Annotated in this window: 12 protein-coding genes; 6 read left to right on the forward strand and 6 right to left on the reverse strand. The window is 62.8% G+C overall.

Annotation, left to right across the window (positions count from 1 at the left end):
* Positions 1–107: 107 nt before the first annotated feature.
* Positions 108–2,252, reverse strand: a complete 2,145-nt coding sequence (recQ, locus tag D886_RS0106500; protein WP_027593120.1) for a DNA helicase RecQ — start codon at positions 2,250–2,252, stop codon at positions 108–110.
* A gap of 246 nt (positions 2,253–2,498) precedes the next feature.
* Here recQ and D886_RS0106505 point away from each other — a divergent pair, with 246 nt between their 5' ends.
* The 3 genes from D886_RS0106505 to D886_RS0106515 all read left to right on the forward strand — a co-directional run bounded on the left by D886_RS0106505 (position 2,499) and on the right by D886_RS0106515 (position 5,210).
* On the forward strand, positions 2,499–3,086 hold the full coding sequence (locus D886_RS0106505; protein ID WP_027593121.1) for a YecA family protein: 588 nt from the start codon (positions 2,499–2,501) through the stop codon (positions 3,084–3,086).
* A 7-nt stretch (positions 3,087–3,093) separates the two neighbouring features.
* Entirely contained in the window at positions 3,094–3,456 is a 363-nt protein-coding gene (locus tag D886_RS0106510; RefSeq protein WP_027593122.1) for a YbaN family protein, read from the forward strand.
* A gap of 380 nt (positions 3,457–3,836) precedes the next feature.
* Positions 3,837–5,210 carry a TolC family outer membrane protein gene (locus D886_RS0106515; RefSeq protein ID WP_027593123.1) on the forward strand — a complete coding sequence of 458 codons (1,374 nt, stop codon included), beginning with the start codon at positions 3,837–3,839 and terminating at the stop codon, positions 5,208–5,210.
* A gap of 137 nt (positions 5,211–5,347) precedes the next feature.
* Here the strand turns inward: D886_RS0106515 and D886_RS0106520 are convergent, their stop codons facing one another.
* The 3 genes from D886_RS0106520 to D886_RS0106530 form a co-directional block, all read right to left on the reverse strand.
* Positions 5,348–5,947: a tRNA-uridine aminocarboxypropyltransferase gene (locus tag D886_RS0106520; RefSeq protein ID WP_027593124.1), complete on the reverse strand. Its 600-nt coding sequence runs from the start codon at positions 5,945–5,947 to the stop codon at positions 5,348–5,350.
* Positions 5,948–6,022: 75 nt separating this feature from the next.
* Positions 6,023–7,588 (reverse strand): PAS domain-containing methyl-accepting chemotaxis protein, encoded by a 1,566-nt coding sequence (locus tag D886_RS0106525; RefSeq protein ID WP_027593125.1) that lies wholly within the window; start codon positions 7,586–7,588, stop codon positions 6,023–6,025.
* A 136-nt stretch (positions 7,589–7,724) separates the two neighbouring features.
* Complete coding sequence (locus D886_RS0106530; protein WP_027593126.1) at positions 7,725–8,618, reverse strand: LysR family transcriptional regulator; 894 nt, start codon at positions 8,616–8,618, stop codon at positions 7,725–7,727.
* A gap of 224 nt (positions 8,619–8,842) precedes the next feature.
* On the opposite strand from D886_RS0106530, the gene speB reads away from it, so the two are divergent.
* Positions 8,843–9,793, forward strand: coding sequence for an agmatinase (speB, locus tag D886_RS0106535; protein WP_027593127.1), 951 nt, complete (start codon positions 8,843–8,845; stop codon positions 9,791–9,793).
* A gap of 154 nt (positions 9,794–9,947) precedes the next feature.
* Positions 9,948–11,327 carry a sodium:solute symporter gene (locus tag D886_RS0106540; protein WP_027593128.1) on the forward strand — a complete coding sequence of 460 codons (1,380 nt, stop codon included), beginning with the start codon at positions 9,948–9,950 and terminating at the stop codon, positions 11,325–11,327.
* A gap of 78 nt (positions 11,328–11,405) precedes the next feature.
* On the opposite strand, the gene D886_RS28550 is transcribed toward D886_RS0106540, so the two are convergent.
* Together D886_RS28550 and D886_RS0106550 are read right to left on the reverse strand one after the other, a co-directional pair.
* Positions 11,406–11,534, reverse strand: a complete 129-nt coding sequence (locus D886_RS28550) for a PA1414 family protein (protein WP_256214945.1) — start codon at positions 11,532–11,534, stop codon at positions 11,406–11,408.
* A 124-nt stretch (positions 11,535–11,658) separates the two neighbouring features.
* On the reverse strand, positions 11,659–12,552 hold the full coding sequence (locus D886_RS0106550; protein ID WP_027593129.1) for a LysR family transcriptional regulator: 894 nt from the start codon (positions 12,550–12,552) through the stop codon (positions 11,659–11,661).
* 106 nt (positions 12,553–12,658) lie between these two features.
* Between D886_RS0106550 and D886_RS0106555 the strand changes: the two genes are divergently transcribed.
* Positions 12,659–13,840: a YbfB/YjiJ family MFS transporter gene (locus tag D886_RS0106555; protein WP_027593130.1), complete on the forward strand. Its 1,182-nt coding sequence runs from the start codon at positions 12,659–12,661 to the stop codon at positions 13,838–13,840.
* Positions 13,841–13,968 lie beyond the last annotated feature (128 nt).

The raw sequence follows: 13,968 nt of genomic DNA on the forward strand, positions 1-13,968 counted from the left end.
GCCCCGGACCACGTGGCAAGGCTCGGGCGCTTGCCAGTGTTCGATAATCGTCAAAAAGCATGACAAAGGTCAGCAGTTGGCGGTTCTGGCCTCGAACCTGCCGGCTGTTAAACGTCGAACTCCGCGGCCAATGCTGCGCGTATGCAATACAGCACCCCCTCCGGTACCCGTGGCCCAAACAAGGGCGCGATAGTCGAAACTGGCGGCAGCTCGCCTTCGCCGTCGAGGAAGGCGTCCTGCACCTCCATCATCAGGTCTTCCGGCAGGTCGAGGGCCTGATCGAGGCTCAGTTCCTGGCGGCCGATGGCCTCGGCCAGCAGGCTGTACACGTTCTTTTCGCTGCAATTGAGCTGGCCGGCGATCTGCGCGGGGGTCATGCCCGCGCGCGCCAGGCTGACCAGTTCGTGGCGCAGGTCGAGCACCACCTTGGGCGCCTCATCGGTGCCACCGCTGTCGTTGAGCACCTCCAGGAAGGCCTGACCGTAGCGCTCCAGCTTGCGCGCACCCACGCCGCTGACCTGGGCCATGTCGCTGAGGCTGGCGGGCTGGCTGCGCAGCATTTCAAGCAGCGTCGAATCGGGGAAGATGACGTAAGGCGGCACGCTGTGCTCCTCGGCCAGCTTGCGCCGCAAGGTACGCAGCGCCTCCCACAGCTCGCGTTCTTCGGCACGCACCAACTGGCTGGCCGGGCTGCCGCCGCTGCCAGCGCTCTTGGCCACCGTCTGCGGCTTGAGGTCGCGGCGCAGTTGCAAGGTCACCTCGCCGCGCAACAGCGGCCGGCAGCTGTCGGAAAGGCGCAGGCCCCCGTACCCTTCGAGGTCGATATCTACCAGGCCGCGTGCGACCAACTGGCGGAACAACGAACGCCACTCGACCTCGGCCAGCGACTTGCCGACACCGAACACCGAAAGCTTCTCGTGGCCGAAATTGCGCACTTTCTCGGTGTCCTTGCCCAGCAACACGTCCACCAGGTGCCCGACACCATAGCGCTGGCCGGTACGGAATACGGCCGACAGCGCCTGGCGGGCAGGTTCGGTGGCGTCCCAGGTCTGCACTTGGTCGATGCAGTTGTCGCAATGCCCGCAGGGCTGCTCCAGGGTTTCGTCGAAGTAGGCCAGCAACGACTGGCGGCGGCAGCGGGTTTCTTCACACAGGGCCAGCATGGCATCGAGCTTGTGCTGCTCGACGCGCTTGTGGCGCTCGTCGCCCTCGGAGTTTTGCAGCATCTGCTTGAGCATCACCATGTCCTGCAGGCCGTAGGCCATCCAGGCATCGGACGGCAAGCCATCACGGCCGGCACGGCCGGTCTCCTGGTAATAGGCCTCAAGCGACTTGGGCAGGTCGAGGTGGGCGACAAAGCGCACGTTGGGCTTGTCGATGCCCATGCCGAAGGCAATGGTGGCGACCATGATCAAGCCTTCCTCGTTGAGGAAGCGGTGCTGGTTGGCGGATCGCGTTTCGGCAGCCAGGCCGGCGTGATACGGCAGCGCCGGGAAGCCCTGGTCGCAGAGGAAGGCAGCGGTCTCGTCGACCTTCTTGCGCGACAGGCAGTAGACGATGCCTGCGTTGCCGCGACGCTCGCCGAGGAAGGCCATCAGCTGCTTGCGCGGCGCCTCCTTGGGCACGATGCGGTAGAAGATGTTGGGCCGGTCGAAACTGGAAAGAAAACGCTCGGCGCCCTGCAGGTGCAGGCGCTGGACGATCTCTTCGCGGGTGCGCATGTCGGCGGTGGCGGTCAGGGCGATGCGCGGTACATGCGGGAACAGCTCGGCCAGTTGGCCCAACTGCAGGTATTCCGGACGGAAATCGTGGCCCCATTGCGACACGCAGTGGGCCTCGTCGATGGCGAACAGCGAGATGTCCAGGTCGCGCAGGAAGTCGAGCATGCGCGGCTGAACCAGACGTTCAGGCGCCAGGTACAGCATCTTCAGCTCACCGCGGCGCATGCGCCCGGCCAGCTCACGTTGCTGCTCGGCGCTCAGCGTCGAGTTGAGTGCGGCCGCAGCCACGCCAAGCTCGTCGAGCGTGGCGACCTGGTCGTCCATCAACGCAATCAGCGGCGAAACCACCACGGTCAGGCCTGGGCGCAGCAGCCCCGGCACCTGGAAGCACAGCGACTTGCCGCCGCCGGTGGGCATCAGTACCAGCGCATCGCCGCCGTTGGCCACGCATTCGATGATTGCTGCCTGGCGCCCACGGAAACTGTCGTAGCCGAAGATATCCTTGAGAACGCGCTGAGCCTGTTCGAGCATGTGCAACTCCACAAATCGCCGTACCATCCTGGAGACAGGCTGGACGAAAAACCCGCCCCGCACACGCCGAATGCGTAAGCGGTTTTTACTAGACGGCCGACAAAGACCGCCCCTGGATGAAAAATCGCGGATTATACCCCAGTGCTAACCCACGCAGGGTGCCGCTGTGACAGACGTTCCCTTTGCCCCGCCAACGCTGCAAGGTGCTAGAATTCGGTATCGTTTATTCCCCAAGGTAGCCCTGTAATGTCCTTCGCCGAGCAACTCACCCGCCTGCAAGCCTTCCTCGACGCCGACGAGCTGCACGAAGAAGCGCTGGACTACGTCGCCGCTCACGGCTACCTCACGGCCCTGTCGATCAATGCCGAGGACGTACCTGAGCGCGAGTGGATCGACGCCCTGTTCGCCGAAGAACCCCACTACGCCAGCGATGCCCAGCGCACCGAGATCGAAGCGACCCTGGTGGCACTGAAGGCGCACATCGCGCGTCAACTGGCCAGCGACGAAGAATTCGACCTGCCATGCGACCTGGACCTGACCGACGAGCCGGACGATTCCGACCTGCGCGGCTGGTGCATCGGCTTCATGGAGGGCGTGTTCCTGCGTGAAGAGGCCTGGTTCGAGAACGCTGAAGAAGAAGTCAGCGAGATGCTGCTGCCGATCATGGTCGGTTCGGGCCTGTTCGACGAGCAACCAGAGTTCGCCGACATCGCCAGCAATGCCAACCTGCAGGACGACATGATCGTGCAGATCCCGGAAGCACTCAGCGCGCTGTTCCTGCTTCTGCACGCTCCTGACGAGAAGCCGGCGCTGCTCAAGCCACGCCACCACTGAGTCGGCTGTGCGCTACCTGCTGCTGGCCGTTGGCTGGCTCAGCGTTGCGCTGGGGGTGCTGGGGATATTCCTGCCGGTGTTGCCCACCACCCCTTTTCTGTTACTGGCGGCGGCGTGTTTCGCGCGCAGCTCGCCTCGCTTTCACTACTGGCTGGTCCATCACCCGAAGCTCGGGCCGTGGATCCGTGATTACCTCAGTGGCGAAGGCATACCGCTAAAAGGCAAGGTCTACGCCATCGGCCTGATGTGGGCCAGCATTGGCCTGTCGTGCTACTTGGTACCGCTGTTCTGGGCTAGAGCGTTCATGCTCACCAGCGCGGTGCTGGTCAGTCTCTATATCCTCAAGCAAAAGACCCTGCGCAAGCAGTGATCAATGCTGCGTGCGCCAGTAATAGCACCCTCTCGATGAACACATAGCGGGCCTAAATCCTTGCGCGTCACTTTTTTGTCGCCAAATATCTATTTCGCCTATCCAGCCTTTTTTTTAGCTGCAAAAGTTCTGGAACTCGCTGTAAACCTTGAAAAACGAGACTTTCAGCCGCTTTGATTTCGGTGGTCCTTCAGCGTCGCCCGCGCCCTCTTAGACCTGATAAGTCAATTATCAATATCTGTTATGAGAAAATCTTCTTATCACTTTGATTGAATGTTCTTAGCTCTGTTGTTAAAAACCTGAAACGATTTGCATGATAACTATATCGTCATTTTTTTGGCGACCAGCAGGACTTATTTTAGGATCAGGGAGAGGTACCCATGCGCGTTTTGACCCCCATCACCAGTGCATTACTGTTGGCAATGGCGTGTGCCAACGTACAGGCGATGTCGATTACCGAGGCTGTTCAGAGCGCCGTGGACTACCATCCGCAGATCAGCTCCAACCGCAACAGCAAGCTGTCTGCCGATGAAGACGTGAAATTCGCGCGCGGCGGCTACTACCCTTCCGTTGATCTGGTCGCAGGCTATGGCCGCCAGCGTTCGGACAACCTCAATACCCGCGGCACCAACCCCGACGGTACGCGCAACCATGACAAGGCCACCCTCAGCTACACCCAGTCTGAGCTGCGCCTGCGGCAGATGCTGTTTGATGGCTTCAACACCTCGAACGAAGTAGGGCGCACCGAAGCGGTCGCCACCTCCCGCGCCTACTACACCCAGGCGGTCGCCCAGGATGTTGCCCTGCGCGCAGTGGAGGTTTACCTCGAAGTGCTCAAGCGCCGTGAGCTGGTGACGCTGGCCAAGAACAACCTGCAAGCCCACCTGCGGGTAAACGACCAGATCGGCCTGCGCACCGAGCGCGGTGTCGGCAGCACCGCCGACCTCGATCAGTCCCGCGCCCGCCGTGCCTTGGCGGAGAACAACCTGGACACCGCCGAAGTCGACCTGGCCGATGCCGAGGCCAACTTCTTCAGCGTCATCGGCAAGCACCCCGATGAACTGGAAGGGCCGCAATCGATCAAGGTTGAAATTCCTGGCACCCTCGACGATGCCCGGGAAGGCATGCGCCAGAACAACCCTTACATCAAGTCCGCCCAGGCCGACGTCAATGCGGCCGAGCGGCAGTACGAAGTGGCCAAGTCGACCTTCTACCCACGCCTGGACGCTGTGCTGGCCACGGGTGCCAACAACAACCTTGGCGGTGAAAAAGGCCACAGCAATAACGATTGGCAGGCCGGTGTCGAGCTGAACTACAACGTGTTCCGCGGCGGCAGCGACAAGGCCCGCCTGCAGTCCGATGCCCACAAGATCAACCAGGCCCTGGACATCCGCAACAACGCGCTGCGCGAGCTGACCGAGAACCTGAGCCTGGCCTGGAACGCCATGAACAACGCACGCAAGCAGACCCCGACTGCGCGTGAATACGCCGAAACCACCAAGCGCGTGCGCGCGGCTTACCAGGATCAGTTCGGCCTTGGCCAACGTACCCTGCTCGACGTGCTCGACAGTGAGAACGAGCTGTACAACGCCGACCGTCGTTACACCGAAGTGCGTTACACCGAGGAGTTCTCGATGTACCGCGTGTTGGCAACCATGGGTGAACTGTTGAGCAAGCAGCGTATTTCGCTGCCGCCAGAAGCCATTGCCAGCAATGAGGTGAAGACCGACGCACAGCTGCCTGAGATGCGTTGATCAACAGTCGGGGCAACCTGACTGTTGGCTGATACACGTGTAGGAGCAGCCTTGCGCTGCGAAGAGGCCGGTGAAAACAGCCAGGATTAACTGCGTTTTCACCGGCCTCTTCGCAGCGCAAGGCTGCTCCTACACGTTTATGGGGTGCCGTGATTGCGCTGGAACGTCTCGGCACCCATGGCCTTGATCTGCCCTTCGATCAGCGCCTCGAACGGTTTGAGCAGTGCATCGAACCGGGCTGGCTGCTCCAGCACGTTCAGCGCCTCGACCACCGCCTCAAGGGTCGACAATGCACCCGGCTCCGGCGCCTTGCGCAACCGGTAGCGCGAAGGCGCGACCGCCCCCAGCGTCACACGCGGCAGGGCCTCCAGCAACGGATTCAGGTACAGCAGCTTGCGTGCCTTGCGCCAGGTACCGTCGGGCACGATCAACAGCAAGGGCCTGTCATCCCCCTCACCATAAGCCGTCAGCACCTGGGCATGCTCACCCGGGAACAGCAGCGCCGGCCGGTAGCCTGGTGTCTGCAGCAATTCAACGAGGTCGTCGAACACCTCGCCAACGCGCAATTCGGCATTGACCAGGCCAAGGGCGGCCAGGCGGGCGGTATTCAGGGCGTGCGAGCTCTCACTGGGGTGCTGCAGCAGTACCACGCGGGTGCGGCTGTCGAGCGAGGGTATCAGTGGGCAAAGGCAGTGGTCGAGCGGGCGCTGGCAGCGCTCGCAGCGGGGTCTGGGCATCGGCTTCTCCTTACCGGGCGCAGTGTGCCATAGCCCTGCAGAAAAGCCCCACTTCCTTGTGGGATACGCTGAACGTCAGCGGTTGAAACGCTCCGCCAAGCTATGCAGATACTCCGCCATACGCTCCAGGTCCTGGCTGATTTCCGCCCCTTGCCTGGCCTGCCCGGCGCTCTGATCACACAGCTGTGCAATCCTCACGATCTGCTGGTTGATATCCTCGGCAACATGGCTTTGCTGCTCAGAAGCCGTCGCGATCTGCTGGCTCATGCCGGTAATCCGGCTGACCGCCTGGGCGATACCGGTCAACGCCGCTTGCACCGCTTCGACACTGTGTACGCTGTCGCGCGAAATCTGCTCGCCGCGGCTGGCCGTGCTCACTGCCCGCTCTGCCCCTGCTCGCAACGAGGCGATGATCTGATGGATCTCCTCGGTCGAGGCACGGGTGCGCTGGGCCAAAGAGCGGACCTCATCAGCCACCACGGCAAAGCCGCGCCCCTGCTCCCCGGCGCGCGCTGCTTCGATGGCGGCATTGAGCGCCAGCAGGTTGGTTTGCTCGGCAATCGAGGTGATCGTATCGACCACGCTACCGATCGACTGGGTTTGCTCGGCCAACGCGTTGACCGCCTGGCCGATGTCGTTGACCGCATCGCTCATGCTGCCCATGGCCTTGAGACTCTGCTGGGCCAACTCACTGCCTTGCTGCGCCAACTGGTCGGCATCGCCTGCCGCATGGGCAGTGCTTTGCACGTTGTGGGTAACCTCTTGGATAGTCGCCGCCATCTGCGCGATGGCCGTGGCGGACTGGTCGGTCTCGTTGCGCTGGCGGTCAAGCATCTGCGCCTGGGCGTCGGACAGGTCAGCCGACTGCGCCGCCCGCGACTTAACCCCAACGCCGGCATCAACCAGGCGGGTCAAGGCGGTTTGCAAGCGGGCCTCTTCGCTGATGATGGCCATGTCCAATTGGCCCTGCAGGCCCAGGTTGTCGCTGTAGGTCAACGCCACCAAGGGGCTGGTGAAGGCTTTCGGGTGCTCGCCAAGTGTGCGCCGAATGGCCTGGCTGTGGTGATGCTCGACCAGGTACCAGGCCAGCAACAGGCTGGTCATCAGCACCCCCAGGGCCGCGTAGGGCGGCAGCCACAGGTAGCTTGCCGCCGACAGCAGGCCTGCGCCAATCAGTGGCCAGCCGTGCCCCAATTCATGCCCTAGCCGCGCCGCCCACGACACCGGCGAACGGCCGGCACGCAAGCGCGCGTAAAGCGCTTCGGCACGGCGAATCTGCTCACGTGTCGGCACTGAACGCACCGACTCATAGCCACTGACCCTGCCCTGCTCATACACCGGGGTGACGTAAGCGCTGACCCAATAGTAATCGCCGTTTTTGGCGCGGTTCTTGACCACACCCATCCAGGGTTTGCCTTGCTTGATGGTGTCCCACATGTGCCCGAACACCGCCGGGGGCATGTCGGGGTGACGCACCAGGTTGTGGGTCTGGCCGACCAGTTCGTCGTAGGTAAAACCGCTGATCGCCACGAAGGCGTCATTGCAGTAGGTGATGCGGCTGTTGAGGTCCGTCGTGGAGATCAGGCGTTGATCGCTGGAGAAGGTTCTTTCGTGCTCAGTGACGGGCAAATTCATGCGCATCTTGGGCGATCCTTGCAGGATGAAATAGGGAGGAATCATCAGCGCAAGTTGATGTTTAGCAGAGCGCTATCAGGTTAGCGGTCATGTTCTGTAGGAATTGAGCCCGTCCCGACGGAATGCATGGACAGGCTGTGTATCAGCCCACGTTGAGCTGGCTTTTAAGCAGGTCGCGGAACGTCTGAATCAACGGCTCGCGGCTGCGGCCACGACGAATGATCAACGAAAAGGGCGCCTGATAGCCGAAGGTAGACGGCGACAACACCCGTAGATCGCCCTTCTCCACCCAAGCCTGGGCGTAATGCTCTGGCAGGTAGCCAATGTAGGCACCGGAGAGAATCAGGATCAGCTGCGCCTCCATGCTTTCCACCGTCGCCGCACTGTGCTTGAAACCATGCCGGGCCAGCTCTGCCTGGCTCCAGTAGCCGCGCCCGACCATGCGCTGCTGGGTCACCACCTGCTCAGGGATGCGCCGCTCGTTGAACAACGGATGGCGGCTGCTGCAGTACAGCCAGTGCTGCTCACGGTACAGCGGCTGGTAAACCAGGCCGCTCATGCGCGAAGAAAACGCCCCGATGGCCAGGTCGAGGCGGTTGTCCTGTACACCCAATTGCAGTTCGTACGGGCTGGACACCGACAGGTGCAAGTGCACCGCCGGGTGCTCCTGGCTGTAGGCGCCGATGGCTTCGGCCAGGGGCAGCGCGCGGTCGCCCACGGTGGAGTCGATCACGCCCAGGTTGAGCGTGCCGCGCAGTTCACCCTTGAGGGCTGCGGCATATTGCTCAAAGCCATCCAGCTCGGCCAGCAGGCGCAGGCTCTCCTGATGGAACAGCTCGCCCTTGCTGGTGAGGCTGAAACCGCCGCGACCACGGTGACACAGCACAATCCCCAACCCGCCCTCCAGCTGGCTCATGTACGTGCTGATGGCTGACGTCGACAGGTTCAAATCGCGTTGGGCGTTGGCGAAGCCCTGGTGACGCACCACGCTGACGAAGATGCGTAGCAGTTTCAGATCGGGCAGGGTCGAGGTCATGGTGCAACGGTTCCGCAACAGTAAGTGCGTGAAGTCTAACCGGTTGCGCGGGCATTAGTTCAGAAATTCCTGAAGTAAGTATTTGCCGGTAGCGATTCTTCCTACGCACTACCTTGCGCAAACTCGGCCGAAATGTCCTGCCCGCCGGCACAACCAGACTACACAGGCGCGCCGCGGCACAGGTTCGAACAAACACAACAATCGACCGACTGATGAGGCCCACCGTGGACAAGACTCTCCACCAACCACTGGGCGGCAACGAAATGCCGCGTTTCGGCGGCATCGCCACCATGCTCCGCCTCCCCCACCTGCAAAGCGCCGCCGGCCTGGATGCCGCATTCATCGGCGTGCCCCTGGACATCGGCACTTCGCTGCGCTCCGGCACCCGCTTCGGACCGCGTCAGATCCGCGCCGAGTCGGTGATGATCCGCCCGTACAACATGGCTACCGGGGCTGCGCCATTCGACTCGCTGTCGGTCGCCGACATCGGTGACGTGGCCATCAACACCTTCAACCTGCTCGATGCCGTGCGCATCATCGAAGAAGCCTACGACGAAATCGTCGAGCACAACGTTATCCCGATGACCCTGGGCGGCGACCACACCATCACCCTGCCGATCCTGCGCGCCCTGCATAAAAAGCACGGCAAGATCGGCCTGGTGCACATCGATGCCCACGCTGACGTCAACGACCACATGTTCGGCGAGAAGATCGCCCACGGCACCACCTTCCGCCGCGCCGTTGAAGAGGGCCTGCTCGACTGTGACCGCGTGGTGCAGATCGGCCTGCGCGCCCAGGGCTACACCGCCGACGACTTCAACTGGAGCCGTCGCCAGGGCTTCCGCGTGGTGCAGGCCGAGGAATGCTGGCACAAATCGCTGGAACCGCTGATGGCCGAAGTCCGTGAAAAAGTCGGCGGCGGCCCGGTTTACCTGTCCTTCGACATCGACGGTATCGACCCCGCTTGGGCCCCTGGCACCGGCACGCCTGAAATTGGAGGCTTGACCACGATCCAAGCGATGGAGATCATTCGCGGCTGCCACGGCCTGGACCTGATCGGCTGTGACCTCGTCGAAGTCTCCCCGCCTTACGACACCACCGGCAACACCTCGCTGCTCGGCGCCAACCTGCTGTTCGAGATGCTCTGCGTGCTGCCGGGCGTCGTGCGTCGCTGATCCTGGCGATAGCACGGCACCGCTTGACTGCAATACCCCGGCAGGAGCCATGAGGGAGGGCCACTGAGGCCCGCCAACACAAGACTAGACCGCCGGGTGGCGCTAAGCCCGTGCGGTCGATCTCGCCATAATAAAGATAATCGGGAGACCCCCAATGGCCTTGGACATCATCGTTGTAATGATCTATACCGCCGGCATGCTCGGGCTTGGCTGGTATGGCATGCGTCGGGCAAAAACCCAGGAAGACTACCTGGTGGCCGGACGCAACCTCGGCCCGACCCTGTACATGGGCACCATGGCCACTACCGTACTCGGCGGCGCCTCCACCGTCGGCACTGTGCGCCTGGGCTATGTCCACGGCATTTCTGGCTTCTGGCTGTGCGCAGCCCTGGGCCTGGGCATCATCGCCCTCAACCTGTTCCTCGCCAAACCGCTGCTGCGCCTGCGCATCTACACCGTGACCCAGGTTCTGGAGCGGCGCTACAACCCGATGGCACGCCAGGCCAGTGCGGCGATCATGCTGGCGTACGCGCTGATGATCGGCGTGACCTCGACCCTGGCCATGGCGACCGTGCTGCAAGTGCTGCTCGAGTTGCCGTTCTGGATGTCGCTGATGCTCGGCGGCGGCGTGGTGGTGCTGTACTCGACCATCGGTGGCATGTGGTCGCTGACCCTGACCGACATCGTCCAGTTCGTCATCAAGACCGTCGGCCTGATGTTCATCCTGTTGCCGGTGTGCCTGTACAAGGCCGGTGGCTGGGACACCCTGGTGGCCAAACTGCCTGCGGCCAGCTTCCAGCTGACCACCATCGGTTGGGACACCATCATCACCTACTTCCTGATCTACTTCTTCGGCATCCTCATCGGCCAAGACATCTGGCAGCGCGTATTCACTGCCCGTGACGAGAAGGTCTGCCAACGTGCCGGTACCACCGCAGGCGTTTACTGCGTGGTGTACGGCCTGGCCTGCGCCCTGATCGGCATGGCCGCGCACGTACTGATGCCCGACCTGGCCAACCCAAACAATGCCTTTGCGGAGATGATCAAGAGCACCCTGCCCGATGGCATTCGTGGCCTGCTGATGGCGGCGGCCCTGGCGGCCATGATGTCGACTGCCAGCGCCGGCCTGCTGGCCGCGTCCACCACCCTGACTGAAGACCTGCTGCCCAAGCTGCGTGGCGGCAAGCAGTCGAGCCTGGCCATCAGCCGCCTGTTCACCCTGCTGACCGGCCTGGTGGTACTGGGTATCGCCTTGGTGGTGAACGATGTGATCAACGCCCTGACCTTGGCCTACAACCTGCTGGTCGGCGGCATGCTGATCCCGCTGATTGGTGCGATCTTCTGGAAACGCGCAACCACCGCAGGCGCCATCGCCAGCATGTCGCTGGGCTTCGCTACTGCGCTGCTGTTCATGTTCAAGGATGGGCTGGAAGCCAACACGCCGATCTACTACAGCCTGGCAGTTGGCCTGGTGAGCTTTGTCGCAGTCAGCCTGATGTCGCGTAAATCGATGGCAGCAGTCAAGCTGGCCTGATACGCACTAGGCCATACAGACGATTCGCCGCAACAAAAAGGCCGCAGCATCAGCAATGATGCGGCGGCCTTTGTCATTTCAGCGACGGCGCGGTTGGCGCTTGCGCTGCTCTTCATCAGTCGGGATCGGCACCGGCTGCAGGGGGGGTGGAATCAACCCCAGTGCGACAGCCAAGTCGTGGAGCCAGTTGAACAGTGGTTTCTTCATAGTGCCCCCTTGACGGGTCAGCCTCACGGTCAATCAATCCAGTGATGTTTCATACAGATCATAGCCCGATGTCCTGTATTGCGCATGCATCTGGTCTTAGAGATAAGGGCCATTTTGACGCGGATCAAGCCTGAACGGCGCATTCCGACGATTGGTTAATCGTTTCGCTTTGTTGCAGATCGATCCAGGCCTGCAAATTCGCCCCGCGCATGCCCTGGCGCCACATCAACCAAGTCACCGCCTGATCGAAGGGTGCCTGCAGCCGGTGGACCCGCACCCGGTCGCGCCCAGGCAGGCTGTCGAGCATGGACTGCGCCATCATGGCCACGCCCGCGCCCGCAATCACGCAGGCCAGCATGCTCTGGTACGACTCGATCTCCATCACCCGCCCCATCGGCGTATGAGCGTGGGCGTACCAGGCCTCCAGGCGCATTCGGTACGAGCAGCCTTGGCGGAAAGTGAACACCGCTTTGCCTGCCACGTCTTTTGCCGTGTGCACGGGTGGGTGTTCAGGGCTGGTGATCAACACCAGTTGCTCTTCGCACAGCGGCACACCGTCCAGCCCGGCCAGGCTTGGCGGGCCATCTACCAAGGCCGCGTCCAGGCCATGGCTGAGCAAGCCCTCGAACAGCTCACCGCTGGGCGCTGCACGCACCTGCAGGTTCACCGCCGGGTACGCCTGGTGATAACGCGCCAGCAACGCCGGCAGGTGGGTGGCTGCGGTGCTGTACATGGTGCCCAGCACAAACTCCCCAGCCGGCTGGCCACCTTGCACGGCCGCCATCGCCTCGTCACGTAGCGCCGACAAGCGATTGGCGTAGTCCAGCAGCACCTTGCCCGCGGGCGACAATTGCAGGCGCTGGCGCTCGCGCAGAAACAGCTCCACGCCCAATTGCTCTTCGAGCTGGCGCAGCCGCGTCGACAGGTTCGACGGCACCCGATGCAGGCGCTCGGCGGCGCGTGTGACCGAACCTTCCTCGGCCACCGCCTGAAAGATGCGCAGCTGGCTGAACTCCATACCTTTCTCCAAAACAGAACAACTTCATCATCATTATTCAATTTTATTGAACGCGAAAGCCCCCTAACCTGCCATCCATCGCTTACCAACGTGCAGGAGCCCTTCCATGTCGCCCCGTATACAACTGCTGGCCAGCGCCGTGGCGCTGATGATGGCCATGGGCATCGGCCGCTTCGCCCTGACCCCACAACTGCCGCAACTGATCGCCGAAGGCCAGTTCGACCTCACGGCCGCCGGGCTGGTCGCGGCGGCCAATTACCTGGGTTACTTCATCGGTGCGGTGGATGGCATGTTCGCCCGCAAGCCTGCCCAGGTACGCCTGCGTCTGCAGGGTGGCCTGTGGCTGTGCGTGCTGTTGACCTTGGCCTCGTGGGCCGCCGATGGCTTCTGGAGCCACCTGCTGTTGCGCTTCGGTACCGGCGTGGCCAGCGCCTGGGTATTGGTGATGATCACCAGCCTCAGCCAGCAGGTTGCCAACGCACACCATCAACCCCGCTTGGGCGCTTTGGTGTTTGCCGGGCCGGGCCTGGGGATCGCCGTTACCGGGCTGCTGGCATTGATTGCGCATGGGCTGGGGCTGGGTTCGGCAGCGCTGTGGCTGATCTACGCGGTGGCGGCGCTGATGATGCTGTTGGCCGTACGGCCCTGGTTGCCGCAGGCGCAAGCGCAAACGGTGCACCCGGCCACTGCGCAGCCCCGTAAGGCAGGTAATGCCGGGATTGCGCGCCTTGGGCTGGTCTATGCCTTGTACGGTGTCGGTTACATCCTGCCGGCCACCTTCTTGTCACAGATGGCCAACCAGCAGTTTCACGGCCAGTGGATGGCCGACCTGTTCTGGCCGGCCTTTGGCCTGGCAGCCGCGCTGGGCGTGCTGCTGGTGAGCGTGCGCCGGGCCGGCCGGACCTCTGCCTGGCTGACCGCCACCCTGTGGCTGCAAGGGCTCGGCGTGCTGGCATGCCTAATGGGCGGTGGCCTTGGCTTGGGGTTGGGTGTGGTGCTGTGCGGCGCGCCGTTCCTGGCCTGCATGCAACTGGTGATGCAGCGCTCGCGGGAGCTGGCGCCGCACGCGACGCAGCGCAATGCCGGGCTGCTCACTGCGTGCTTTGCGCTCGGGCAACTCAGCGGGCCGTTGTTGGCGGCAGTCAGCAACCACTACTCGGGGAGCCTGCAACTGGCGTTGCTGCTGGCTGCGAGCGGGTTGGCAGTGGCCGGGGTGTTGGTGCTGACTGCAGCCCATGCCAACCCCAGCTGCCTGGCGGCCCCTTCAACCACCGCGCAATCCGTGTAGGAGCAGCCTTGCGCTGCGAAGAGGCCAGTCGCAACAACGTAGATGCTCGCTGCTGCCACTGGCCTCTTCGCAGCGCAAGGCTGCTCCTACAGGGGTTTCGGTTGACGGTCAGTGAAGCCTAGGGCAGC

Source organism: Pseudomonas sp. LAIL14HWK12:I7 (genome assembly GCF_000483465.1).
Lineage (GTDB): Bacteria > Pseudomonadota > Gammaproteobacteria > Pseudomonadales > Pseudomonadaceae > Aquipseudomonas > Aquipseudomonas kermanshahensis.